We start from the raw sequence: 24095 nt of genomic DNA, 5'->3' as shown, positions 1-24095 counted from the left end.
CAGCCGGATCGGACCCCGGCTCCAACACCCCTGAGAGCCATACCGCTTACCCGCCTCACGAGGAGACACCCGGATGGACTTCGCCTACACCCCGCGTCTGGCCGAGCTCAAGGAGCGCGCCGCCGGACTCGCGACCAAGATCATGATTCACGAGGACACCTGCGAGGCCGACAACGGCCTGTCCCCGGAGGTGCTCCGCACCATCCGCGACGAGGTGCTGGCCAGCGGACTGCAGGCCGTCAACATGCCGGCCGAGTGGGGCGGCGCCGGTCTGAGCATCCTGGAGCAGGTCGTCGTCCAAGAGGAGCTGGGCAAGCTCACCAACGCCCTCTGGGACACCGTGTGGCGGCCCGCCAACGCCCTGTCCGCCTGCACCCCCGAGCAGCGCGAGCGCTACCTGGTGCCCGACATCCTCGGGCAGCGCCGCGACGCCGTCGCCATCACCGAGGCCGACGCCGGCTCCGACCCGCAGGGCATCGCGACCACCGCCACCCCGACCGCCGACGGCTACCGCATCGACGGCGAGAAGTGGTTCGTCACAGTCGGCGACGCCGCCGACTTCTTCCTCGTCCTGGCCCTGGTCGGCGAGGACAAGGCGCCCACCCTCTTCCTCGTCGACAAGGACCTGCCGGGCGTGCGCCTCAAGCGCGTCCCCCGCTACATGCACACCTTCGTCTACGAGCACCCGGAGTACGTCTTCGAGGGCGTCGAGGTCGGCGAGGACGCGGTCCTCGGCGAGGTCGGCGGCGGCTACGACCTGACCCGCGGCTGGTTCACCGAAGAGCGCCTGATGATCGGCGCCCGCACGGTCGGCGCCGCCGAGCGCGCCCTCGCCCTGGCCACCGAGTGGGCCCGCGAGCGCGTGCAGGGCGGACAGGCACTGATTGAGCGTCAGATGATCCAGGCCATGCTCGCCGACTCGGCCGTCGAGATCGCCGTCAACCGGGCGTTCGTGCACCAGGTGGCCTGGGAGTTCGATCAGGATGGCGACCGCAAGACCCTGCACGCCAAGGCGGCCATGGCCAAGCTGTCCGCCTCCGAGGCCGCCGGGCGGGTCGTCGACCGGGCCGTGCAGATCTTCGGCGGCCGCGGCTACATGCGCGACTACCCGGTCGAGCGGCTCTACCGCGAACTGCGCGTCGACCGCATCTGGGAGGGCACCTCCGAGATCCAGCGCCTGGTCATCGCCAACGAGATCACCAAGCGCGGCCTCGGCATGCTGGACTTCCCGACGACCGGAAGCCCCGAGGCGTGACGGCCGGCACGGTCGAGATCCGGCGCAGCGGCGGCACCGCCGTACTGACGCTGCGCCGGGAGGCCAAACTCAACGCCCTCTCCACCCACTTGGAGCGCGAGCTGCTGAGCGCGCTGGACGACAAGGCCGTCACCACCAGCCGAGCCGTCGTCGTCACCGGCGGCAGCCGGGTCTTCTCCGCCGGCGCCGACACCGGCGAGCTGCGCGAGATGATCCCCGAGGCCATCGCCGCGTACTATCGCGACTCCGGCGCCGTGTACGAGAAGCTGGCCGCCCTGCCGCAGCCCACCGTCGCCGCCATCGCCGGCTACTGCCTCGGCGGTGGCCTGGAGCTCGCCCTCGCCGCCGACTTCCGAGTGGCGGACCCGACCGCGAAGTTCGGCCTTCCGGAGGTGGGCATCGGCATCCTGCCCAGCTCCGGGGGGACCTACCGTACGGTCCGCGCCGTCGGGCCGGCCCGCGCCCGTGAACTCGTCCTGCGCGGCCGCCGCCTGACGGCCGCCGAAGCCCTCCTCTGGGGCCTGATCACCGAGGTCAGCGAAGAGGGCGCGCATGTGGATCACGCACTGCGGCTCGCCGACGAACTGGCCGCTCTTCCACCGCTCGCGGTCGCCGTCACCAAACGGGTCATCGACGCCGTCGCGGACTCCTCTCGCGAATCCTCCCTGCTGCTGGAGCAGCTGGCGTACGCGTCCCTCAACCAGGCAACCCACTCACCGAACGAGGACCCGACATGACCGTCACCTCGAACGCGACATCCCCCACGCCGCCCCCGCCCGCCGCCGGCCGCCCGCTCATCGAAACCCACTCCATCGACTACGTCCCCCTGGCCGAACGCCATGGCAAGGTGTGGCATCTGTTCCCGGTGTGGTTCGCCGGTGACGCCCACCTGGCCACCGTCGCCACCGGCGCCATCGGGGTGGCGCTCGGCGGCAATCTCATCTGGACGGCGATCGCCGTCGTCCTCGGCTCCGCCTTCGGCACGTTCTTCATGGCCTTCCACTCCACCCAGGGCCCGCAGCTGGGGCTGCCGCAGATGGTGCAGTCCCGCCCGCAGTTCGGGTTCGTCGGCGCCCTGCTGGTGTGGATCACCGCGCTGGTGACGTACATCGGCTACACCGCGTTCAACCAGATCCTCGTCGGCCGCACGCTGGAGCATCTGGCCGGGGTGCCCAACCCGGCCAGCTACATCGGCTACGCGGTGGTCGGCATCGTGCTGGCGGTGGTCGGCTACGACCTCATCCACCGCGCGTCGCGCTGGCTGACGTACCTCATGTTCGTGGCGCTGATCGTGTTCACCGTGGGCATCGTCACGGTGAACCCGTTCAGCCCCGAGCAGCTCGACCTGGGCACGTTCGCCCTCGCGCCCTTCCTCGTCCAGTTCTTCACGGCGGCCGTCTACCAGCTCTCCTGGTCGATCTACGTCTCCGACTACTCCCGCTATCTGCCGCCGACGGTGGGCGTGCGCTCCTCGTTCTGGTGGACGTACCTCGGCGCGACCATCGGCGGCGCGTGGATGATGCTGGTGGGCACCGTGGCGGCCGGGCTGTTCCCGAAGGCGGCCCTCGTGGAGTCGGTCATCTCCGCCGGTGACGAGGTCTTCCACGGGTTCGGCATCACGCTGCTGCTGGCCTCCGTCCTGCCGCTGATCACCATCGGTACGCTCAACTTCTACGGCGGCAGCCTGACCCTGCTGTCCAGCGTGGACTCCATCCGGCAGATCCGGCCGACCGTGGCCAAGCGAGTGGTCACACTGCTCGTCGTCGGTCTGCTGTCCACCGCGATCGCCTTCGGCTCGGACGAGACGTTCCTCGAGCAGTTCGAGCACTTCCTCGTCGTGCTCGGCTATCTGTTCACCCCGTGGACCGCGATCAACCTGGTCGACTTCTACGTGGTGCGTCGCGGCCACTATTCCATCCGGGAGATCTTCAACCCGCGGGGCATCTACGGGCGGTGGAGCTGGCGCGGGCTGGTCAGTTACGTTGTCGGCTTCGCGTCGATGATGCCGTTCGCCGTGGTGGGCGACAGCATGGGCCCGGTGGCGCGGTGGCTCGACGGCCTGGACATCACCATGCTCGTCGGTCTGGCCGTCTCGGCGGGCCTGTACCTGGTGGTCTGCCGGTCCCTGGATCTGACGGCCGAACGGGCCGTGGTGGACACCGCTGACGAGGGCCTGGACCCGGACCGCCCGGCTCCTTCGGCGCACGTCGGGTGAACACAGCCGTCCCCGTGCCGTCCGGTACGCCCGTCCCGCAGGCGGAGCCCTTCCGGGTGCCCCTGCGGGACGGCATCCGGCTGCACACCGAGGTGTATCTGCCGCCGTCGCCCACGAGGATGCCGGCGGTGCTGATCCGGACGCCGTACGACAAGACCCATCCGGACACCCCTGCTGCCGGACATCGCGGCCGGGCTGACCGAGGCCGGACTGGCGGTGGTGACCCAGGACGTCCGCGGCAAGATCCGCTCCGAGGGCATGCCGGTGCCCTTCGCCGCGGAGGTCGGTGACGCCTGGGACGTACTGGAGTGGATAACGGCCCAGCGCTGGTCGGACGGCACGGTGGGCTGCTGGGGCAACTCGTACTGCGGCTTCACCGCCTGGGCCGCGGTCGCCTGCGGGCATCCTGCCGTCAGAGCGCTCGTATCCCGCCTGACCAGCACGGACATCGGCGGCGAACTCGTCTACCGGATCGGGGTGTTGAGGCTCGGTCCCATCGTCGAGTGGCTGACCTCCACCTGGGCAGACCGCGCCAATCCGGTGCCCAGCCTCGACTGGTCGCGGCGGCCGTTCGCGGAGTTGCTCGACGGACTGCAGACTTCGCCGACGGCCGTATCCGCTACGTTCATCGTGGAGGTCGTCGGCGTCTTCGTTCTCGGCGGTGTCGGGCCAGCGGCCGAACGCTCCTGTGCCGCCGGGGCTGGCGGCGGCCGAGTACGCCCGGTCCCTTCGGCCTACTACCGCAAGGCCAAGGATCCTCATCAGGGCCGCGGACGGCGACGCGCCCGCCACGTAAACCGCCCGCCGCTGCCCCCCCACGCGGGCCCGCTCGCCGCTGGCGGACATGAGCCGGGCCCGGGGAACTGCAGCGTCACAACAGACGTCTACTCTCAGTGAAGGATGGATTGCCGAAAGTATGGGGTGGCGGTGGATCCGATTTCTGTGGGGCTGCTGGGGGCAGTGGCAGGCGGCGTCGGTGGCGAAGCCGGACGGCAGCTGTGGGGAGAGCTCACGGCTCTGGTGCGGCGCCCGTTCCGGCGCGGTGACGACACGGCGGGCGATGCGCCGCAGGTGAGTTCGGCTGTGGCCGAGCTGGTCCGCCTGGAGGAGAGTCCAGCCGATCCCGCACGTGCGCAGGTATTGAGCACGGCGCTGGCGGTGCGGGCCGTGCTCGATGCCGACTTCCGCCACGGTCTTGAGGCCTGGCACGAGCACGCGAAGCTCCTACGCGCCGGCGATGGGACGGTCCACAACGAGATCAGCGGCGGCACGCAGTACGGGCCGGTGCTGCAGGGCCGGGATTTCTCCGGCTTGTCCTTCACCTCCCCGTCCGCGACGCCCGCTCAGCCACCGACGGCCGGTCAGGGCCCTGACCATGGCGTGCCGCCGGAGCCGGGCTGACCGCCATGAACCCACACGACGGCCCCGGCGAGGTCTTCAACACGATCAGTGGTGGGGTCGTCATCGGTCGCGGGCAAGCAACGGTCATGTGGTCCACCGCACGCGCGCAACCAGCCAGATGCGTAGCTACGGAGCTCGGATCGTCGAAGCTGACGTGGGTGGCGATCCGTTCAGCCAGCACGGGCGCCCGCCTCAGAACTCGCCGAGGGCACTCAATTGCTGGCGGATCCGCTCGGCGTCGGCTACGCGGTGCTGGTTCACATACAGGTCCAGGGCTTGCTGCCAGGCATGGTGAGCGCCGGCCCGGCCGTCGGCGGCGGCATGGGCTTGGCCGAGTCGGTCCAGGACGTTCGGTTCCTCATAGCTGTAGCCGAGATCACGGTACAGCTCGAGGGCCCGGCTGTAGTAGTCGATCGCCGGGACGTACTGCTCCGCCTGCTGGGCGACATAGCCGAGGGTGTCCAGCACGCTGGCCTCACCTTCGTGGTATTCGTGCTCGCGGCACAGCGCGAGGGCGTTTTTGCAGTGTTCACGGGCCTGGTCGAGACGGCCGAGCCGCGCACAGTAGCGGCCCATTTCGTTGAGGGTCTCGGCCTCCCATTCGGGCTGGGCGAGCTCGTGGAATAGCCGCAGCGCGTGCTCAGCGTGCTCCAGGGCCTGGCGGTCCTCGCGCTGGTTGTCCCACGTCCAGGCGAAGCACCAGTGGATGTGGGCAAGCTCGTTGGCGTCTCCGATCTCCTCGGCGAGGCTCAGCGCTTTCCCCAGGTGGTCCAGGGCCGGCCTGTGCTCCCCGATCCTGGCCTGGGCGAGACCCAGCCGCCGGTGGGCCTTGATTCGCGGGATCGGCTCGTGCTGTCGGCTGGCAGCGGACAGCGCGACCTGCCAGACCGTAACGTCATCGCGCAGGTGACCGCGCCGCCAGTGGAACGTGTCGAGAGTCCACGCCAGCTGCCATGCCGCCTGATACCACCCCTGCCCGAGCGCCAGCTGCTGCGCCAGTATCAGGGATGAATGCTCGGCGTCGAACCAGGCCAGCGTCGCCGGCTCGGCCGTGAGGGAGTCCGGGCGGCAGCCTGGACCCGGTGGCTCTGGCCCCACCAGATCGCGGTGCGGGTGCAGCACGCGGTCACCGACGTGGGCGGTGTGGACGTAGTAGTCGACCAGACGCCGCCGGGCCAATTCCCGGGTCTGCGGATCGAGATCGGCGTCGGCGCATTCGGCGGCGTATAGGCGGACCAGGTCGTGGGCCTGGTAGCGGCCGGGCACAGGCTGCTGGATCAGGGACGCGTCCTCGAGCTCGCCCAGCAACGCTCGTGTCCGCGCATTCCCGAGGCCAGCGAGGTTCGCGGCGGCGGACAGGCCGATGTCCGGCCCCGGTGACAGGCCCAGCAGGCCAAACATCTTCGCCTGCTCGGGGTTGAGTGCGTGGTAGGACCAAGAGAACACCGCGCGCAAATTAACCGTGAGCTCATGGCCGTCCATCGCATCGAGCCGCGCCGAGGCCTCCCGCAGCTCCTCGGCGAGCACTGCCAGCGGGAAGCGGTCGTGCCGGGCCGCGCGGGCGGCCACGATGCTGATCGCCAGCGGCAGCCCGGCGCACCAGCCCAGCAGCTTCGCCACTGCCTCGGGCTCGGCGGCCGCCCGCGCTGCGCCGACGTGGCGGACGAATAGTTCCCATGCCTCCGTATCCATGAGGGCATTCAAGCCCACCAGACGCGCCCCGTGCCGGGCCACGAGACTCGCCAGCTGACGGCGGCTCGTGACGAGCACCGTACAGTTCGACGCCCCGGGCAGCAGGGGCACGATCTGGGTACTGTCGCGGGCGTTGTCGAGCACTATCAGCATGCGCCGCCCCGCCACCAGGCTGCGGTACAGAGCCGCCTGCGCATCCAGCTCCACCGGAATCGCGGTCGGCTCCACGCCAAGAGCGTCGAGGAAACCCCGCACCACCGTCGCTGGCGACAGCGGTTGCAGCGACGGCGAAAACCCGCAGAGGTCGACGAACAACTGCCCGTCGGGGAAGAGGTCAGCGTGCTGGTGCGCCCAGTGCAGGGCCAACCAAGTCTTGCCGACGCCGCCGACGCCGCTGATCGCCGAGATCACCATCGTCGCTCCCAGCAGCGCACCGGCTTCCAGTGCCTCAGTGAGCGCGGCCAGTTCTCGCTCCCGGCCGGTGAAGAATGCGGGTGCTGCCGGCAACTGGCGCGGCGTCACCACAGCAGGCTGTGTAGCGTGAAAGTGAATACCGCCCCTGACGGTGTGCGCCTGGACGACCGAACCGGCTACCGTCCCGCTGACCTCGTTGTGAAGCTGCGATTCCTCCGCCACGCCCACCAGTGTCGCGGAAACCTGCGGTGCAGGGCGCGCTGGACAGGGGTCAACCGGTAGCGGATGTGCTCCGGCAGCAAGGTGTCGCCCTGCGGTCGCTTCACCGGTCCCCACCCCCGCCAACCGCTGCACATGATCCCACGTCGGTTCCTCTCAGTCCGCCAGTGCGCCCCAGAGGTTGGTCATGGACGGCACGCCCAGCGCCTCCGGCGTGAGCATCACAGAACCCGACCCCGTGGGTCCCGAAGAGGTGCCGGGGAGCAGGTACAGGCGGTTCGCCTCGGGGGCGGTGGCGATCAGCTCCGCGTGGCCGTCACGCGTGAAGTCCCGCAGCTGGACCGAGTCGCCGAGTCGGCCGTCCTCCGTGGGCTCGCCTTCGATGCCGGAGGTCGCGTAGTCGTACCAGCGGGCGTTCGTGCCCGTGACGCCGGACGCGCCGCCCCGCAGGACGGTGACGCCTCCGGCGTAGAACGGGCCGTCGCCGAGCATCTCGCCCTTGACGCCGACCGCCAGGTCCGGGTAGCCGTCGCCGCCCGCGTCGGCGGCCGTCGCCATGGACGCTGCCGCCAGCAGCCGTACGCCCGGGAGCTGGAGCACACGCACGACCTGTACCGGTTCGCGCTGGACTGCAGCAGCTGGCACACGACCGGCAGGTGGACGAAGGACGTCACGGCGGCCGAGACCGCTCATCTGGTTCGGGCCTTCGTCGACCAGACCCTCGCCGGAGCCGTCGTCACGCCAGACTGAGCAGCACGGCTGGCCCCGCAGCTGGCGAGACGGGGGTGACGACCGCGTTTAGCGTCTGCTGCAGGCGCAGCGGGGCCAGCTCCAGGAGGAACCGGTCGGGGTGAAGTGCATGTGAAAGCGGGGGTGCTTGGCCAGCCACGTCCTGATCGCGGGCGTCTTGTGGGTGCCGTAGTTGTCGCAGATGAGGTGGACCTGGAGATGCGCCGGCACCTCCTTGTCGATCCGGATCAGGAACTTCTTGAACTCCGTGGCCCGGTGCCGGCGGTGCAGGGCACTGATGACCTCGCCGGTGGCGATGTCGAAGGCGGCCCGGGAGCGGCTGAGCGTTGCTGCAGCGCCGCTCCAGCTCGGCGAACCATCGTTCGACCTGGTTGGTCAAGGATGAGTGCGCCGGGGTGAAGCGCGGATGCGCCTGCTCGGCGAGGTCCTCACCGCGTTGCGCCGCCGTACCCGTGCGGGCGGTGGCCGACCGTTGACCGTGCCTGCAAGCACCGTCTTCGTCGACCTCGTCGTCAGCAGTCTCGGTCATGAGCGGAAGCCCCAGCTCCGGTGCGCTCTGGCCGATTCGGCCTCCGCAGATCCGATTACGCGGGAACCGTCGGGGCGGGAGCCTTGCGCCGCACGGCCGGAGCGCCTCCCCAGGACGTTCTCGTACCCCCAGGGGCCTTCATGTCAGCTCTCTCCTTCTCACATGGACGCAGTCACAGCCCGAGGCCGGCCTCGAAACGCGTCCCCTCCCCAAACGGGCTTTGAACGGTGGCCCCCTTCACTTGCGCGTCAGTGACCGGTCATCGGTCGACCAGGTCGAGGGCGGCGGCGATGATGCTGTCGGTGTCCAGGCCGTGGTAGCGGTGGACGTCCTCCAGCGAGCCGGACTGGCCGAAACGGGTCACGCCCAGCGTCGTCACCGGCACGTTTCGCACGGTGCCGAGGAAGGCAAGGGTGTGCGGGTGGCCGTCCAGGACAGTGACCAGCGGGGCGGCCCGGTCGGCGGGGAAGACCTGGTCGAGGATCCAGGTCGGCCCCTCGTCCCGGCCGCGCCGCGCCTGGCAGGCGCGGAAGAGCAGGTCCGGGCTGGTCACGCAGACCACGTCCGCACCGCGCCCGAGGGCGGCCAGCCGGTCGGCGGCGGCCAGCGCCTCCGGGACCATCGCCCCCATGGCGGCGATGGTCACCGCGGGCCGCTCCGCGCGCCGCAGCGCGTAGGCGCCCGCGACCACCTGGCGGCGGCGCCGCTCCCGGGCGGCGGGGTCGGCGGGGACAGCGGCCGGCGACTGGTCCACCGGCCGGGTCGACAGCCGCAGGTACGCCGAACTGCCGTCCGGCTTGCCGAGGTCGGCGAGCGCGGCGAGCAGGCACCACTCGGTGTCCATCGCGAACGCGGGCTCGTAGGTGACGCAGCCGGGCTGCTCGATGCCGAGCGAGGGTGTGGTGATCGACTGGTGCGCTCCGCCCTCGGGGGCGAGGGTGACGCCGGAGGGGGTGCCGACCAGGATCGACTGCCCACCTGCGTAGATGCCGAACGACCACGGTTCCAGTGCCCTGTTGACGAACGGGTCGTAGACCACACCTATAGGCAGGAGTGGTTGGTCCCAGCGGCTCCAGGTGGCGCCGAGCTCACCGAGCAGGCCGACCAGGTTGGTCTCGGCGATGCCTAGTTCCAGGTGTTGGCCGGTCGGCTTCTCCCGCCAGTGCAAGATTGTCTCGGCGTCGTCGGCGAACCAGTCGGTGCGCTCGCTGGGCGACCACACGCCGACCTTGTTGAGCCAGCCGCCGAGGTTGGTGGTGGAGCTGACGTCCGGGCTGACGGTGACGATCCGCGCCGCCGCCTCCGGCGCCCGACGGGTCAGGTCCAGCAGGACGCGCCCAAGGGCCTGTTGGGTGGTGCCGGTGCCGCTCGGCGCCTGGCGGCCCAGGTCGGCCGGGACGGCAGGCGGGCGCTGCGCGCTCCGCGCCGACCGGCGCAGCCGCTCCGCCGCCGCGGCGCACAGCCGGGCCTCCGACGAGCCGGGCGCGAAGGCGGCCCACGGATCGTCGATGTCCGTGCCCAGCCGCGCCGCGAGGGCGCGCATCTGTTCCTCGGTCAGCAGCGAGGAGTGGTTCTGCGGGTGGCCCTCGGTGTGCAGGCCGTGGCCCTTGACGGTGTAGGCGAAGATCACCGTCGGCCGGGTGTCGTCGATCGCCTCGTACGCGGCCAGCAGCGCCCCAAGGTCGTGCCCGCCGAGGTTGCGCAGGGCCGCCAGCAGCGTCGCGTCGTCCAGGGACGCTATCAGCTCGGCGAGCGGCGCCGCCGTGGACCCGGTGCCGGGCAGCCGCTCGCGCAGCTGCCCGGCGGTGCAGCGCAGCAGCCGCTGGTACTCCGGGTTGCCCATCGCGTCGATCCGGGTGCGCAGCGCCTCGCCGCCCGGCCGGGCGAACAGCTCCTCCAGCAGCCGCCCGTACTTCAGGGTGAGCACCTGCCAGCCCGCGGCGGCGAACATGCCCTGCAGCTTCTCCGCAGCGATGCCGGGCACCACCCGGTCCAGGGACTGCCGGTTGAGGTCGACGATCCAGACCACCTCGCCCAGGCCCGGCACGATCGGGTCCTGGATGGCCTCCCAGATCGCGCCCTCGTCCAGCTCCGCGTCGCCCAGCAGCGAGTACTGCCGGCCCGTCCCCGCCCCGCCGAAGTGCCCCTCCACGTAGCGCCGGGCGACCGCGCCCCAGATCGGCGCGGTGGCGCCGATGCCCACCGAGCCAGTCGAGTAGTCCACCGTGTCCGGGTCCTTGGACCGGCTCGGGTAGGACTGCAGCCCGCCGAACTCGCGCAGCCGGGTCAGATAAGAGGCGTCCAGCCCGCCCAGCAGGTAGTTGATCGCGTGCAGCACCGGCGAGGCGTGCGGCTTGACCGAGACCCGGTCCTCCGCGGTCAGCGTGTGGAACCACAGCGCGGTCATGATCGAGGTCATCGAGGCACTGGACGCCTGGTGCCCGCCCACCTTCAGACCCGACGGGTTCGGGCGGACCCGGTTGGCGTGGTCGACCACCGCCGTCGACAGCCACAGCACTCGGCGCTCCACCGCCTCCAAGGCATCCAAGCCGTCCCTTTCGGCAGGGCCACGGCCTGAGGCTCCGGCCAACGCCTCGTTCACCATCATCGCCGACCACCTCCGCCCCCGACCCCGGCCGGGGAAATTGACTTTGTGCTTCGTGAAGTAGACAGAACAGGCTCAACAAGCGCAATATGTCCCGATCAGATTGAGCATTATGCTCAGCGGCACGCTGTGAGGGAGGCACTCGATTGACCAGCGTGACCAACGGCCCGACCCTCGATGCCACCGACGCCAGACTCCTGCTCGCCCTCAACGAGGACCCGCGCGCCACCGTGGTGTCCCTGGCCGAGCGGCTGCACCTGTCCCGCAACACGGTCCAGGCCCGGCTGACCAGAATGGAACGCGACGGCGCGCTGAGCTCCTTCGAACGCCGTATCGCCTCCCGCGCACTCGGCTATCCGCTCACCGCGTTCGTCACCACCCGGGTGAACCAGCACCGGCTGTCCGAAGTCTCCCGGGCACTGGCCGGCATCGCCGAGGTCGTGGAGGTCTTCGGACTCAGCGGCGACACCGACCTTCTGGTGCGCGTCGTAGCCGCGGACGCAGAGGACCTGTACCGGATCGCCGGACAGATCCTCGCCATTCCCGACATCGAACGCACCACCACCGCCTTGGCCATGCGCGAACTGGTACCGCACCGCCTCAGCCCCCTCCTGCGGCGCGCCACCGAGGACCACCGTCGATCACCGGGCCGGTGACCGGCCGTCCTTGCACCCCGCGTGGGGGGAACAAGCCCCGGTCAGGCTCTGCCGGCGGCGGGCTCCTCGAGTAGGACATGATCGTGACTCTGTGTCAGGTGACGGGGGTGTGCTGCGCCGCGCGGTGGTGGCCGGCTCCGGCGTGCTCGCGCAGTTCGGCGGCGTCATGCTCGCCTTCGCATTCCTGGCCACCATGGGTTTCAACGGCGTGCCCACACTCTTCCTGCACAAGGAGCTGGGCATCGACGTCCTCTCCGGCGGCGCCTGGCTGTACGGCTTCGCGGGCCTGGCCGTCGTCTACACCTACTTCCAGATCCCGTTGATGCTCATCGTGTTCCTGCCGGCGGTCGACAGCCTCAAGCCTCAGTGGCGAGAGGCGTCGGACAGCTTGGGGGGAGCCTCGTGGGCGTACTGGCGACATGTCGGCGGCCCCATCCTCGCGCCCGCCTTCATGGGCGCGACCCTGTTGCTCTTCGCCAACGCCTTTTCCTCCTTCTCGACGGCTGCCGCCTTGGTCAGCCAGGGCAATCCCATCGTGCCGCTGCAGATCCGCACGTTCCTCACCAGCGAGGTCGCCCTGGGCCAGGCCAACCTGGGCAAGGCGCTGGCACTCGGCATGGTGGTCGTCGTCGCGGTCGTCATGTCCCTGTATGCGCTGCTGCAACGAAGGACCACCAAATGGCTACGATGACCAAGCAGACCCCCGGCAGGCCCGGGCAGCGGTCGCTGGTGCGATGGACGGTGCTCGTCACGGTCGGCCTCTACTTGCTGCTGCCACTCCTGGCGATGCTCGAGTTCTCCACGCGGGGACCGGGCTCGGGCCGTACGTTCGACGCGTGGAAGGCGATGGGCACCAACTCCGAGCTGCTCGGGGCCATCACGGTGTCCCTGGAACTCGCCGTGCTCAGCGTGGCGGCTGTGCTGGTCCTGCTCGTGCCGACGATGACCTAGGTGCACTTGAAGGTGCCACGAATGCGGCGCGTGGTGGAGTCGGTCTGCCTGCTGCCGCTCACGATCCCCGCCACCGTGCTCGTCGTGGGCCTCGCACCGATCTACGCCTGGGTCAACTACCTGTTCGGAGACTCGCCGCTGACCCTGACGTTCGTCTACGTCGTCCTCGTCCTGCCCTATGCCCATCGCGCGATCGACGCGGGACTGGGTTCGCTCGACATCGTCACGCTCGCCGAAGCCGCGCGGAGTTTGGGCTCCTCGTGGACACGGGTGCTGCTGCGCATCGTCGTGCCCAACATCCGCGGGGCTCTTACCTCGGCGTCCGTCATCTGCGTCGCACTCGTCCTGGGAGAATTCACGATCTCCTCACTGCTCAACTTCGACACGCTGCAGGTGGTCATCAATCTCCTGGGCAAGCGTGACGCCGCTGTGTCGGTCGCGGTCTCGTTCGCAGCGCTGGTGTTCGCCTTCGTCCTGCTGCTCGTACTCGCGGGTGCCGCTCACCGGCGCACCCCTCTCGCCGCCCAAGACGCCTGTGTGAAGGGATCGACGTCGTGACTGTCCAGAGCAGTGCCATCCGGCAGGCCAGCCGGTCCGACCGGTCCGGAGTGCAGGTACGACTCGTCGACCTGCGCCGGTCCTACGGATCCGTGCGCGCACTCAACGGGCTCTCGCTCGACATCGCGCCCGGCGAGTTCGTCGCCCTGCTCGGCCCCTCCGGCTGCGGCAAGACAACGGCGCTCAGGGCGCTCGCCGAACTCAAAACACTCGACTCCGGGCAGATCCTCCTCGACGGTCAGGACATCACCCACCTCAGTGCCAACCGCCGGGACATGGGTATGGTGTTCCAGGCCTACAGCCTCTTCCCCAACATGACTGCGCGGGACAACGTCGGCTACGGACTCCAGCTCCGCCGCGTCGGTTCGCAGGAGCGCCGACGCCGCGCAGACGACCTGCTCGAGCTCGTCGGTCTCGGCAGCCACGCCGGTCACTACCCGCATCAGCTCTCCGACGGACAGCAGCAGCGCGTCGCTCTGGCCCGTGCCCTGGCCATCGAGCCGAAGGTACTGCTCCTCGACGAGCCGCTGTCGGCGCTCGACGCCAAGGTTCGCAGTCAGCTGCGCGACGAGATCCGGCGTATCCAGACGGAGGTCGGCACGACGACCCTGTTCGTGACCCACGACCAGGAAGAAGCGCTCGGGGTGGCCGACAGAGTCGGCGTCATCCGCGGCGGCAGTCTCGAGCAGATCGGGCCACCCGCAGAGCTGTACGACCAGCCGCGCACACCGTTCGTCGCCGAGTTCGTCGGGCTCACCAACCGGTTTCCAGGAGTAGCGAAGGACGGTTTTGCAACCGTGCTCGGAACCCGCGTCCCACTGCTCGAGGGCTCCGCCGGGGCAGGGCCGGTAACGGTGTTCGTACGGCCCGAGTCGGTGCAGATCGCGCCTGAAGACGGCGGGAACGGCAGGGTCCTGGCCACGAGCTTCCTCGGATCGCTGTCCAGGGTCCACGTGCAGCTCACCGACAACAGCACTGTGCTTGCCCAGGTCTCCAGCCCCCAGGCCGCACACCTCCCACCGGGCACGCCAGTACGAGTGACGGTCGCTCCCACCCCGGTTCTGGCGGCACCGGCTGACCACACGGCGAAAGCCGATGGAACCACAGTCCAAAACCTCCCCCCTACCGAACGGAGTTGACGCCAGTAAGCCCACATTGGTGCCGGTCGTAGGAGCCCCAGCTACGCCCATGAAGACCGCCAACAGCAACAGCCGGGGGGCGGCTCCCTCGCACACGGCACATGGCGACGCGACGAGCACTAGGCGGCGGGCCGCGGCCGCGTACCTGCGCGGGGTCACCAGCGCAGCAGCAGCAGTTCGCTGAACAGGCCGGGGCCGAAAGACATCAGCACCCCGGGGCCGCCCCCGGCAGGCCGCGCCGTGAGGGTGTCGGCGAGGACGCACAGCACCGAGGCGGAGGAGCAGTTCCCGCAGGCGGCCAGATGGGCGCGGCTGAGGTCCAGCGCGTCATCGGCGAGCCCCACCGCCTTGACGACGCCGTCGAGGACTTTCGGGCCTCCCGGATGGCACGTCCAGGCCACAACGTCCTCCACCGCGACCTGGTGGTCGGCCAGGAAGGCATGCACATCCGGTCCGATGTGCTTGGCGAACTGAGCCGGCAGGTCCGGGTGCAGGACGACCTCGAACCCCCGCGCCGTGATGCGCCACCCTGCCATGTGCGTGCTGCCCTGGTACAGATGGCAGCGGGTCGCCTGGACCTGCGGGCCGCCGGCCTGCCGGTCGGTGGCCGCCTGGGTGCCGCAGGCGACCACCGCCGCGACCGCGTCTCCGCACAGGGCCGCACCCAGGATGTTCTCGGCCGTGGCCAGTCGGGGCTGCATGGTGAACGAGCACAGCTCGGCCGAGACCAGCACCGCCGTATGGGAAGGCCAGCCGCGCAGGTAGTCGTGCATACGGGCCAGCGCCGCACCGCCCCCGCCACAGCCGAAGCCGAAGAGCGGCAGGCGTTTGACATCACGCCGCAGCCCCAGCCGCTCGATGACGCCCACGTCGAAGGGTGGAACGGAGATTCCGGTCACCGACTGGGTGATGAGCAGATCCACCTGGTGCGCAGCCACCCCGGCCGCCTCCAGCGCGCTGTGCACCGCCTGGGCCGCGTAGTCGGTCGCCGCTTGGACGTGGCGGCGGTTCGCCTCGTGGAAGCCTTGCAGTCCCCAGTACTCCTCAAGGGGCAGTGCCAGGTGACGCCACCGGACGGTGGTGCCCGCGAAGAGCCGGTCGAGCAACTCCCGCATAGGCCCTCGTACCTGGAGCCGTGCGGCGAAGACGGCAGCCAGTTCGTCCTGCGCGTAGCGGTGGGGCGGCAGCAGCTTGTGCGCTGCCAGGATCGTGGACATCGTGTCAGCCGAAGGGCCCGGGCGGTCGGGCCGCCGGCCCGGTGCCGCCTGTCCGGCTCAGGCCGAACAGCGCCCGCTTGGCCACGTCGGCCACCGCCCGGGGGGAGGCGGCGTCCATGGCGATGCCCAGCCGCGCGTCGGGCCCCACCGCGTAGTGGGCCCGCGGGCGCGGTGCCGTCAGGGCCCGCTCCACCACGCGGGCGACCGGCTCGGGCCCGGGCAGGCGGGACACCCAGGGCCTCACCGCCTCCGCACGGCGGTAGCAGTCGGCGTAGGGCGAGGGCCCGCCTGGGTCCATGCGGGCGAACACGCCCTGCCACAGGTCGGTGGAGTAGCTTCCGGGCCGCACGGTGATGACGTGGACGCCGTCGCGCGCCGCTTCCATGCGCAGGGCGTCGGTCACCGCCTCCAGGCCCTGCTTGCTCGCGCAGTACCAGCCCATGAAGGGCATGGACACCCGCCCGGCCAGCGAGGAGACATTGACGATGCGGCCGGCGCGCTCGGCGCGCATCAGGGGAAGGGCGAGGCGTGCCAGCCGCGCGGGGGCGAGCAGGTTCAGCTCCAGCACATCGCGTGCGTCGCCGTCGGGCACATCCTCGACCGCGCCGCCCAGGGCCATGCCGGCGTTGTTCACCACGGCCGCCAGACGGCCACCGCCGATCTCGGCTGCCTCGGACAGGGCTCGCTTGCAGGCGGCCTCGTCGGTCACATCCAGCAGCAGGGTGTGCAGCCGGACGCCGCGTCGCTGCGCCTCAGCCCGCAGCAGCCCCGCCTTGTGATCGTCCCGCACCGTCCCCACGACCCGCAGACCGCGGCCGGCGAGCCGCAGCACCGTCGCGCGGCCGATTCCGCCGGATGCGCCCGTGACTAGCACGGCCCCTCGGGGGCGTGTCGCCGCATGCCTGCTCGAACTAACTCCTGGTCTCACTCGGCCAGCTTGTCCAGCGCTGAAAGGCGGGGCAACCGATCACTGTCCGAACGGGTGAGGCAGCAGCAAACGGCGTCAGCGACGCGGCCCGGAACGGTCAGCCGGTCGGGCCGTGCGCGCGGTCTACGGCAGTGTCGGCCGGCCGTTCGGCCTGGCGGGCAAGGTCGCGCAGGAACCGCTGGAGGAATCGCCGCATCACCAGGCACAGACACCAGCCGGTGCCGGGAACCCGGGGCACGAAGGAGACCTGCCAGCGGATGCGGCCGGGCTCGAACGTGGCGGTGCCGTGGTAGTCCCCAACGGGAAGTCCGGACAGCAGCCGGTAACGGAAGCGGACACCGGGGATGCTCTCGATCACCTCCGCCCGGGTTCTGATCCGGGCCACCCGGAAGACCCTGACCGCTCCGGGGCCTTCGGCCGTACCGTGCCCGGCCCGCTCCAGCGCGAAGGAATCCACCGCAGTGGACCACACGGGCCAGGTGGCACCCTGCGCGATCAGGGCGTGTACGGCTTCGGGCGCAGCCGAAGTGGCGATGGACGCCTCCACGAACCGGCGCGGCACGGCAGCTCCCTTCCGCATCGCTCATGGCGGTGATGCCCGCCGTATCCCGCGGGCTCCTTCACAGTGGATCAGCGAATCCGTCTCACGGGCCGGAAATACACGCGCCGTGATCGAAAAGGACGGCCCCCGGTCGGTGGCGGGCATCACCGCGAGCGTTTGGCCGACGCGAGAGTACTGGTGAGAGCCCCGGGCCGCAGTCCCGCGCACCGGTCGATGAGCGTCATCTTCGGTGGGCCCTGGAGCTGTTCACGCAGCTCGTCGGGGACGGTGACGATCACGGCCTTGAGGGTGACCATGGCCTGGGTGCGGGCCTTCACGGCCGTATCCCGGGCGAGTGGTCGGCGGCGCCCAGGGCAGCCTCAGCGTCGCCAATTCCCGGTTGGGCCTTCGCGGATGATGCTGGTCTGCGCTGACAGGTAGAACACCCGGCGCAGGCAGGCGGCTGTAGCGCTTGGGTCGGTGCAGATTTCCGGTGCGGCGTCCGGAATCGCGGGGAACGGGGACCAGCCCGGCCGCCGAGGCCAGGTGGCCGGCGTCCGTGTGGGAAGTCAGGTCGCCCGCAGCGACGGCGGTAGCCAGGCCGGGGTCGACGGTTTGTCGGTGGGCGTCTCCAGGGTGAGGTCGAGGACGGGCAGGTCGTCCATCAGGACGACCGTGACGTCGATGTCCGTCTCGGCTAGGTCGAAGGGGATGCGTACCTTGGTCCCCGGGACTACGGTGCCGGTCGGGTCGACGACAATGTCCGTGTTGGCCACACCCGCAAGGACCTGCAGGAAGAACTTGCTGAGCCGGAAGTAGTCGTCGGTGCTCGGGGTGAGGTGGCCGGAGAGCAGTAGGTAGCCGCCCGTGCCGTTGGCAAGCGCGGTGAGCGCGGCCGTGCTCACCTGGGTCTCCGTTCCCAGGCCGATGGCGAAGGTGCGTTGGTCGATGCTGGGGGCCACCTCCGCGATGGTCTTCAGCCCAGCAAGCTGGGCCTGCAGGGTTGATGCCGGTCAGCGGTTCTTTGCGTCAGCCGCCTCCAGCAGACCCGCGAACGTGGTTTGGTGGAGCACTTCCACATGCCGCCGTGCGATGTCGGCCGCCACTGAGCTGTCGCCCTCACGCAGGGCGTCGACCAGGGCATGGTGTTCGCGGTTGGACTGTCGTAGGGCGTCCATCGGGTAGGGCAGGTAGTAGCGGTACAGCTGGTGGAGCACGGCGCGGTATGGCTCGGCTGCTGCGGTGACGCCGGTGGCGGCGGCGACGGCGAGGTGGAACCGCTCGTCGCAGCTGTGAAACTCCGCCCAGGTCCGGGTCTGGTCCATCTCGTCGGCCAGTTGTTGGAGTTGCGTCAGGGCGGCCTCGTCGGCGTTGCGGGCCGCCAGGTGGGCGAGTCCGCACTCCATGACGAGCCGCTGGTCGATCAACACGTGGACCTCGGTGTTCTGGGCGCGGTAGGCGTCCATCGCGCCGACCACTCCCCGGGCCGGCCGCGCGGCGACGAGGGAGCCCCCGTTGCGGCCCCGGCGGCGCTCCAGCACGCCGTCCCGGCACAGCGAGGCCAGCGCGCGGCGGACGGTGATCTCCCCGACATCGAGCGCCGCGGCGATCTGATCGGTCGGTGGAAGCTTTTCGCCCGGGGCGAGCAGTCCCAGGTCGACGGCGAGTGCGATGCGGGCGCGCACGGTGTCCAGCGCGGTGAGCCGGCGGATGCCGTTGAGTGCGGGGGCGTTGAACGCCAGGGCCGGCGCGTCGGCCGGCTGCGTGTCGGGGCCGTCCTGGGGGTGAGGCATGCCGTCAATGTAGCGAGCCCAGATAACAGATCAAAATGAGCCTATTGCTTAACAGCTCACTTTGAGTTAATTTCCTCGCCATGTCCCGCCCTCTCCCCATCGCCCTCGTCCAGGCACCTCCCCGCCCTGCGACTGAGCCCTTGTCCGGATTCGCCGAGGATGTTGAGCAGCTGCTGGCCCGCTTTCCGCACACCCGCCTCGCGGTCTACCCGGAACTACACCTGTGTGGCGTCGACGGCCCGCCGGCGTCGACCAAGCAGCTCCAGGAAGCCGCCGAACCGCTGGACGGCCCGCGGTCCCGGCGGCTCGCCGAGCTCGCCGGCGACCTGGGCGTCTGGCTAGTGCCGGGTACCGTGTGCGAGCGCGGGGCGGGCGGCGAGTTGTTCAACACGGCGCCGGTCTACTCCCCCGACGGCCGGCTCGTCGCCTCGTACCGGAAGATCTTTCCCTGGCGGCCGCACGAGCCGTACGACCCCGGCGACCGCTTCGTCGTCGCGGACCTGCCCGGTGTGGGCCGTATCGGCATCTCCATCTGCTACGACGCCTGGTTCCCCGAGGTGGCGCGCCACCTGGCCTGGATGGGTGCCGAGGTGATCGTCAACCCGGTCATGACGACCACGGCGGACCGCGCCCAGGAGCTGGTTCTCGCCCGGGCCAACGCCATCGTCAACCAGGTCTTCGTCCTCAGCGTCAACGCCGCCGGCCCTGTCGGCACTGGCCGCAGCCTGGTCGTCGACCCCGAGGGGCGGGTGCGTACCGAGGCGCCCGACTCCGTCGCCACCGTTCTCACCGATGTACTCGACCTGGACGACGTCACCCGCGTCCGCACGTACGGCACCGCGGGACTCAACCGCATGTGGAACCAGTTCACCCACGCCGACACCCCGCTCGACCTGCCGCTGTACGGCGGCCGTATCGACCCCGCCCGCTGGCGCCCCGCCACCGGCTGACTCCCCACCCGCTCGTCCGTCCCCCTCGGAGCACGCTATGGAGAACTCCCCCGCTCAGGGCCTGACCCGTGCGCTCACCCTCAGATCGGTCGTCCTGTTCGGCCTCGCCTACATGACCCCGCTGATCGTGCTCGGCACCTTCGGCATCGTGGCCGAGAGCACCGGCGGTGCCGTCCCCACCGCATACCTACTGGCCCTGCTCGCCATGCTGTTCACCGCGCACAGCTACGGGAAGATGGCCGCCGCCCACCCCGTGGCCGGGTCCGCGTACACCTACGTCCGCCGGGCCATCGACTCCCGGGTCGGCTTCCTGATCGGCTGGGCCACCCTGCTCGACTACTTCTTCCTGCCCATGGTCATCTGGCTGATCGGCGGGGCATACCTCCAGGCACAGTTCCCCAGCATCCCGTTCTGGGTGTGGATCATCGGCTTCATCGCCCTGACCACAGCCCTGAACGTGCGGGGCATCAAGACCGCCGAGCGGGCCAACGACCTGCTCATGGCCTTCCAGGTCCTGGTGATCGGCATCTTCGTCATGCTGTCCCTGCGGCACGTGCTCGGCCTCGGCGGCGCCGGCGCGCTGGCGAGCACCGCACCGTTCGCCAATCACGCCACCACCCTGGCGGGCATCTCCGCCGGAGCGGCGATCGCGGCCTACTCCTTCCTCGGCTTCGACGCGGTCACCACCCTCACCGAAGAGACCATCGAGCCGAAGCGCACCATGCCCCGGGCGATCCTGCTGATCGCCCTGATCGGCGGCGGCATCTTCGTGGCCGTCGCCTGGGCCACCCAGCTGGCCCACCCCGGCGGCAGCTTCGACGACCCCAGCTCGGCCGCATTCGAAATCGCCAAGACCATCGGCGGCGACCTCTTCTCCTCCGTCTTCCTGGCCGGCCTCGTCGTCGCCCAGTTCGCGTCCGGCATCGCCGCCCAGGCGAGCACCTCCCGCCTGCTGTACGCCATGGGCCGAGACTCCGTCCTCCCGCGCCGGATCTTCGGCCACGTCCACCCCCGCTACCGCACCCCCGCTCTCAACATCCTCCTCACAGGCGCCGTCGGACTGATCGCGCTGCGGCTCAACGTCGCGACGTCCACCTCCTTCATCAACTTCGGCGCCTTCATCGCCTTCACCTTCGTCAACCTCGCCGTCATCGCCACCTACCTGCGCGAGCGCCGCGCGGGCCGCCGCCCCGGACTGCCGGGCCATGTGATCGCCCCCGCGATCGGCGCCGCAGTGGACGTCTGGCTCCTGACCAACCTCGACAGCGAAGCTCTCATCCTCGGGACCATCTGGCTCGCCCTCGGAATCGGCTACCTGGCCTACCTGACCCGGGGCTTCCGCACCCCGCCACCGGCACTGACCTTCGACGAGGAGCACCGCGCCATCACCGAACCCGTCTGAGCCCGCCGCGCCGCTGGTCAGCGGATCCCCCCTCGCGATACGAGATCTCCTGCGTTCGCTGACCCACGACGCACCTCCGGATGCCCGCGTACAACAGTGCGCGGGCATCTTGCTGCACCAATCCGCCCCCCATGGCGGGCGAGGGGTCCTTCGAGCCGCAGCTGGTGCCCAAGCACGCCCGGCGGCTGACGGGCTTCAACGAGCGGATCCTGTCGCTCTACGCCCGCGGCATGAGCGTGCACGACATCCGCTCGCACCTGGCCGGCATCTATGGCGTGGAGGTCTCACCGGACCTGATCAGCAAGGTCACCGATGCCGTCGCCGACGAGCTCGCCACCTGGCAGAACCGGCCGTTGGACGCGATCTGGCCGATCATCTACATCGACGCCCTATGGATCAAGATCCGCTCTGGATCAGTGGTTTTCCAAGCCGGTCTACCTCGCCGTCGGCGTCGACATGGACGGCCGCACGGACGTCCTCGGCCTGTGGGTCGGCGACGGAGGCGAAGGCGCCACGACCTGGATGACGGTGCTCACCGAACTGCGCAACCGCGGGGTGGAGGACGTCTGCCTCGTTAGTGGAGGATGCGCAGGTTCCCACGGGGCTCCCAGGAGGGGCAAAGCTGCTCGTCAGCAGGTCAGGACCACGGCGAGCCCCCGATTCTGTGGCCGCCCAGCGGGACCTGTGGCGTCCCACGGAGCTGCTGGAGGCGTTCAAGACGGTCGGGTTCACGCCGTCGCTGAGCAAGGTCGCCGCGATGTGGAGCGGCACTCCAGTCACGGTGCGCCTCGACGACCTGGACAAGATCTGCGCGGTGCTGAACTGCACCGTCGGCGATCTGCTGCAGGCCGAGCCATTGGAGTCGGCTGCCGGACAGAGCGAGGAGCTGCCCAAGGCCGTGGGCGCCGTGGAGGGCGGAGGCAGCCCGGTTGCTCCGCAGCCGCGTCGGCAGAGCGGGCCGCGCTCCCTGCCGCCCAACTGAACGGATGGGAACACGATCAACCCCTGCACAGTGCCCAGAGTGCAGGGGCTGGGGCATGCTCGGCTCGACAGTGTGCTCGGGGTGCGCGGAGTGGCGGAAGAAGCACCCTGAGCAGGGGAAGTGCCTACGGTGTCGCCACGCAGGTCACCTCAATTCTGATGTGCTGTGCCGGGGGTGTCTGCATGCGGTCAGGCTCGATTCCGATGTCGAGTGGGCCACCGATACCGGCGGGAGTGCTCCGCGCAGTCGCCAGTTGATGCTGCTCTACTACGGCCTCGCGCCTACCCACGCCCAGCCGCTGAAGAAGTACGGCAGGCGCACGGTCGGCGGCCGGGAACGGCTTCACTGGGTGGAGCACATCCGCGCGGCAGCGGCAGCTCCGATGCGGGACGATACGGCGGTCCTCCCGCCGATGGTCCGGGGGCAGATGCCGCTGTTTCCCGTCCGCCGGATGCTGTCCATCGACATCTGCCGGCGCATCCTGCAAAGGCCGCTTGCCGGATACGCCGACGTCGTCGAGCACACGGCTGCGTTCGCGGCCGAGAACGGCTTCAGCAAGCCCATGCAGCGCAAGCTGCACGAGATGCTGCGCTTGGCGCTCGCAGTGCGCGACGCCGACGGCGACGACCTTGTCGACGAGATGGTGCTCAACGACATCCCCAACTATGTCCGGTCCGTCCATGCCATCCTCCTGCGCGCGGGGATGCTGAGGATGTGGCAGGAGCCGCCGGAGCCTCCGGGTCGGATACAGCCGCTGCTCGCGCGGTCGCCGCGCCGCCCGCCGTGTCCGCGACGCAGGGCGACTCCGAGGTCCTGCGAACACTGCGGTTGCTGGTTCTCGGCAGAGTCCCTCGTCGTCTGCACGCCCTGCGCCGCGTTCGCCCACCTGGAGAGGGCGACGCTCAAGACGACCACGGGCCGGTGTGAGCGCTGTCACCGTGCTGGCCTGTCACCACCGACATCCGGTGCCTGCTGCTGACCGACCTGGATCTGTCCCGCGAGCGTCTCGTCGTACGGCGCCAAGGAAAGCGGCACATCATCTACCTGGACGAACTCACCTACCGCTGCGCTTCCGCGTGGATCCGCGAACGCCACCGCCGCTGGCCGGCCACCACCAACCCGCATCTGCTGATCAACCGGTGGACCGCGGTGGACACCGCGCACCCGGCCATCGGCACGAACACGTTCAGCACGGTCTTCCAGCCCACCGGGCTCACCATGCCGACGCTCCGGCAGGACCGGATCCGCGACGAGGCGTTCGAGGTCGAGGACCCGCTGCACCTGATCCGTCTGTTCGGCATCTCCGCCCACACCGCGATGCGGTACATCAACGCGGCCCACCCGGAGCGCACCTCGAAACTCCCGCGATGACCCCGATCACGGCTGGTCTCGCCTACGCACTCGGAGTGTCCTCGCCGAGGGCGCCTTCGGCGGCTTCCCGCATCGCTGCCAGGGGCACCGGGGTGCGGCCGGTTTGGAGTTCGACCTGCCGGGCGGCCTGGTGACCACGAGCGTTCGTGTTGCATGGTGTCTCTTCGTGCTACGTGATGACGTTTTGCCTGATCGAAGCACGTGCGACAGATTGACCTGTGCCACCCCGTGATGCACCGTCCAAGGGCGTCTGTCCACTGGCGTCCACCGACAGGGTTGTCGCCGGGGCACCAGTAGGGCCAGGGCTGGGCTCCCGACAACGCGTTCGCCCGATCGGAGAGGCGAACGGCAGCCACTGCAGGACCTCCACAAGCGACCCTTCCGGCGTGTTCGGGAGCGGGCGCCGGCCGCTCGGGGAGCAGCAGTCGGCCGGGCGGTGCCCGGCTCCCCCGCGGCCCCCGTTGCAGTTCCACTCGAGGGAGACCCGAGCAGTGGTCCGTAGAGAGACGGCAGCAGGCTGGCAGGAG

At 70.0% G+C, this 24095-nt stretch carries 25 protein-coding genes and 3 pseudogenes; 17 read left to right on the top strand and 11 right to left on the bottom strand.

The window, feature by feature from the left end; genetic code table 11:
* Positions 1-73 precede the first annotated feature (73 nt).
* From ACY34J_RS23545 to ACY34J_RS23520, 6 genes are read left to right on the top strand one after another with little or no spacing between them, the layout of a single operon-like run.
* A complete protein-coding gene (locus ACY34J_RS23545) occupies positions 74-1255 on the top strand; it encodes an acyl-CoA dehydrogenase family protein (protein ID WP_462728602.1) in 1182 nt (393 codons plus the stop codon).
* The gene (locus ACY34J_RS23540) at positions 1252-1992 is read left to right on the top strand and encodes an enoyl-CoA hydratase/isomerase family protein (RefSeq protein ID WP_462728601.1); all 741 of its coding nucleotides are present in this window, start codon (positions 1252-1254) and stop codon (positions 1990-1992) included. Before ACY34J_RS23545 ends, ACY34J_RS23540 begins: the two co-directional genes overlap by 4 nt.
* The gene (locus ACY34J_RS23535) at positions 1989-3470 is read left to right on the top strand and encodes a purine-cytosine permease family protein (RefSeq protein ID WP_462728600.1); all 1482 of its coding nucleotides are present in this window, start codon (positions 1989-1991) and stop codon (positions 3468-3470) included. The genes ACY34J_RS23540 and ACY34J_RS23535 overlap by 4 nt, the downstream gene beginning before the upstream one ends.
* Positions 3467-3760 carry a CocE/NonD family hydrolase gene (locus tag ACY34J_RS23530; RefSeq protein ID WP_462728599.1) on the top strand — a complete coding sequence of 98 codons (294 nt, stop codon included), beginning with the start codon at positions 3467-3469 and terminating at the stop codon, positions 3758-3760. The genes ACY34J_RS23535 and ACY34J_RS23530 overlap by 4 nt, the downstream gene beginning before the upstream one ends.
* Entirely contained in the window at positions 3642-4367 is a 726-nt protein-coding gene (locus tag ACY34J_RS23525; RefSeq protein WP_462728619.1) for a CocE/NonD family hydrolase, read from the top strand. The genes ACY34J_RS23530 and ACY34J_RS23525 overlap by 119 nt, the downstream gene beginning before the upstream one ends.
* A gap of 30 nt (positions 4368-4397) precedes the next feature.
* Positions 4398-4871 (top strand): hypothetical protein, encoded by a 474-nt coding sequence (locus ACY34J_RS23520; protein WP_462728598.1) that lies wholly within the window; start codon positions 4398-4400, stop codon positions 4869-4871.
* A gap of 192 nt (positions 4872-5063) precedes the next feature.
* Here ACY34J_RS23520 and ACY34J_RS23515 read toward each other — a convergent pair whose 3' ends face one another.
* From ACY34J_RS23515 to ACY34J_RS23500, 4 genes and pseudogenes are all read right to left on the bottom strand, one after another.
* Positions 5064-7199, bottom strand: coding sequence for an ATP-binding protein (locus ACY34J_RS23515; RefSeq protein ID WP_462728597.1), 2136 nt, complete (start codon positions 7197-7199; stop codon positions 5064-5066).
* 153 nt (positions 7200-7352) lie between these two features.
* Positions 7353-7802 carry a hypothetical protein gene (locus ACY34J_RS23510; RefSeq protein WP_462761973.1) on the bottom strand — a complete coding sequence of 150 codons (450 nt, stop codon included), beginning with the start codon at positions 7800-7802 and terminating at the stop codon, positions 7353-7355.
* A 225-nt stretch (positions 7803-8027) separates the two neighbouring features.
* A pseudogene (locus ACY34J_RS23505) lies at positions 8028-8255 on the bottom strand (transposase); the annotation flags it as partial.
* A 479-nt stretch (positions 8256-8734) separates the two neighbouring features.
* Positions 8735-11080: a transketolase-like TK C-terminal-containing protein gene (locus ACY34J_RS23500; protein ID WP_462728618.1), complete on the bottom strand. Its 2346-nt coding sequence runs from the start codon at positions 11078-11080 to the stop codon at positions 8735-8737.
* Positions 11081-11235: 155 nt separating this feature from the next.
* Here ACY34J_RS23500 and ACY34J_RS23495 point away from each other — a divergent pair, with 155 nt between their 5' ends.
* The 5 genes from ACY34J_RS23495 (at position 11236) to ACY34J_RS23475 (ending at position 14384) form a co-directional block, all read left to right on the top strand.
* Positions 11236-11736, top strand: coding sequence for an Lrp/AsnC family transcriptional regulator (locus tag ACY34J_RS23495; RefSeq protein ID WP_462728617.1), 501 nt, complete (start codon positions 11236-11238; stop codon positions 11734-11736).
* Positions 11737-11827: 91 nt separating this feature from the next.
* Positions 11828-12427, top strand: coding sequence for an ABC transporter permease (locus tag ACY34J_RS23490; RefSeq protein WP_462728595.1), 600 nt, complete (start codon positions 11828-11830; stop codon positions 12425-12427).
* Positions 12415-12687: a hypothetical protein gene (locus ACY34J_RS23485; protein WP_462728594.1), complete on the top strand. Its 273-nt coding sequence runs from the start codon at positions 12415-12417 to the stop codon at positions 12685-12687. The genes ACY34J_RS23490 and ACY34J_RS23485 overlap by 13 nt, the downstream gene beginning before the upstream one ends.
* Before the next feature lie 21 nt (positions 12688-12708).
* Positions 12709-13245 carry an ABC transporter permease gene (locus tag ACY34J_RS23480; RefSeq protein WP_462728593.1) on the top strand — a complete coding sequence of 179 codons (537 nt, stop codon included), beginning with the start codon at positions 12709-12711 and terminating at the stop codon, positions 13243-13245.
* Positions 13242-14384: an ABC transporter ATP-binding protein gene (locus tag ACY34J_RS23475; RefSeq protein WP_462728592.1), complete on the top strand. Its 1143-nt coding sequence runs from the start codon at positions 13242-13244 to the stop codon at positions 14382-14384. The genes ACY34J_RS23480 and ACY34J_RS23475 overlap by 4 nt, the downstream gene beginning before the upstream one ends.
* 155 nt (positions 14385-14539) lie before the next feature.
* Here ACY34J_RS23475 and ACY34J_RS23470 read toward each other — a convergent pair whose 3' ends face one another.
* The 7 genes and pseudogenes from ACY34J_RS23470 to ACY34J_RS23440 all read right to left on the bottom strand — a co-directional run bounded on the left by ACY34J_RS23470 (position 14540) and on the right by ACY34J_RS23440 (position 18863).
* Positions 14540-15601 (bottom strand): type III polyketide synthase, encoded by a 1062-nt coding sequence (locus tag ACY34J_RS23470; RefSeq protein ID WP_462728591.1) that lies wholly within the window; start codon positions 15599-15601, stop codon positions 14540-14542.
* A gap of 4 nt (positions 15602-15605) precedes the next feature.
* The gene (locus ACY34J_RS23465; protein WP_462728590.1) at positions 15606-16475 is read right to left on the bottom strand and encodes an SDR family oxidoreductase; all 870 of its coding nucleotides are present in this window, start codon (positions 16473-16475) and stop codon (positions 15606-15608) included.
* A gap of 151 nt (positions 16476-16626) precedes the next feature.
* Positions 16627-17091 (bottom strand): SRPBCC family protein, encoded by a 465-nt coding sequence (locus ACY34J_RS23460; RefSeq protein ID WP_462728589.1) that lies wholly within the window; start codon positions 17089-17091, stop codon positions 16627-16629.
* A gap of 143 nt (positions 17092-17234) precedes the next feature.
* Positions 17235-17408 carry a hypothetical protein gene (locus tag ACY34J_RS23455; protein ID WP_462728588.1) on the bottom strand — a complete coding sequence of 58 codons (174 nt, stop codon included), beginning with the start codon at positions 17406-17408 and terminating at the stop codon, positions 17235-17237.
* 63 nt (positions 17409-17471) lie between these two features.
* Positions 17472-17673 (bottom strand): annotated as a pseudogene (locus ACY34J_RS23450) (transposase); the annotation flags it as partial.
* Positions 17640-18032 carry a hypothetical protein gene (locus ACY34J_RS23445; RefSeq protein WP_462728587.1) on the bottom strand — a complete coding sequence of 131 codons (393 nt, stop codon included), beginning with the start codon at positions 18030-18032 and terminating at the stop codon, positions 17640-17642. The gene ACY34J_RS23445 and the pseudogene ACY34J_RS23450, both read right to left, overlap by 34 nt.
* Positions 18033-18083: 51 nt before the next feature.
* Complete coding sequence (locus ACY34J_RS23440; RefSeq protein ID WP_462728586.1) at positions 18084-18863, bottom strand: FadR/GntR family transcriptional regulator; 780 nt, start codon at positions 18861-18863, stop codon at positions 18084-18086.
* Between the two features lie 80 nt (positions 18864-18943).
* Here ACY34J_RS23440 and ACY34J_RS23435 point away from each other — a divergent pair, with 80 nt between their 5' ends.
* The 6 genes and pseudogenes from ACY34J_RS23435 (at position 18944) to ACY34J_RS23410 (ending at position 23568) form a co-directional block, all read left to right on the top strand.
* A complete protein-coding gene (locus ACY34J_RS23435; RefSeq protein WP_462728585.1) occupies positions 18944-19813 on the top strand; it encodes a carbon-nitrogen hydrolase family protein in 870 nt (289 codons plus the stop codon).
* Positions 19814-19850: 37 nt separating this feature from the next.
* Positions 19851-21215 carry an APC family permease gene (locus tag ACY34J_RS23430; protein WP_462728584.1) on the top strand — a complete coding sequence of 455 codons (1365 nt, stop codon included), beginning with the start codon at positions 19851-19853 and terminating at the stop codon, positions 21213-21215.
* A gap of 143 nt (positions 21216-21358) precedes the next feature.
* Positions 21359-21824: pseudogene (locus ACY34J_RS23425) on the top strand (IS256 family transposase); the annotation flags it as partial.
* A 55-nt stretch (positions 21825-21879) separates the two neighbouring features.
* Positions 21880-22197, top strand: a complete 318-nt coding sequence (locus ACY34J_RS23420; protein WP_462728583.1) for a helix-turn-helix domain-containing protein — start codon at positions 21880-21882, stop codon at positions 22195-22197.
* A gap of 256 nt (positions 22198-22453) precedes the next feature.
* On the top strand, positions 22454-23176 hold the full coding sequence (locus tag ACY34J_RS23415) for a hypothetical protein (RefSeq protein ID WP_462728582.1): 723 nt from the start codon (positions 22454-22456) through the stop codon (positions 23174-23176).
* A 170-nt stretch (positions 23177-23346) separates the two neighbouring features.
* A complete protein-coding gene (locus ACY34J_RS23410) occupies positions 23347-23568 on the top strand; it encodes a hypothetical protein (RefSeq protein WP_462728581.1) in 222 nt (73 codons plus the stop codon).
* Positions 23569-24095: the final 527 nt, after the last annotated feature.

It is taken from the genome of Streptomyces sp. HSS9-12 (assembly GCF_054963655.1).
This window is presented reverse-complemented; position numbering and strand designations above follow the sequence as displayed.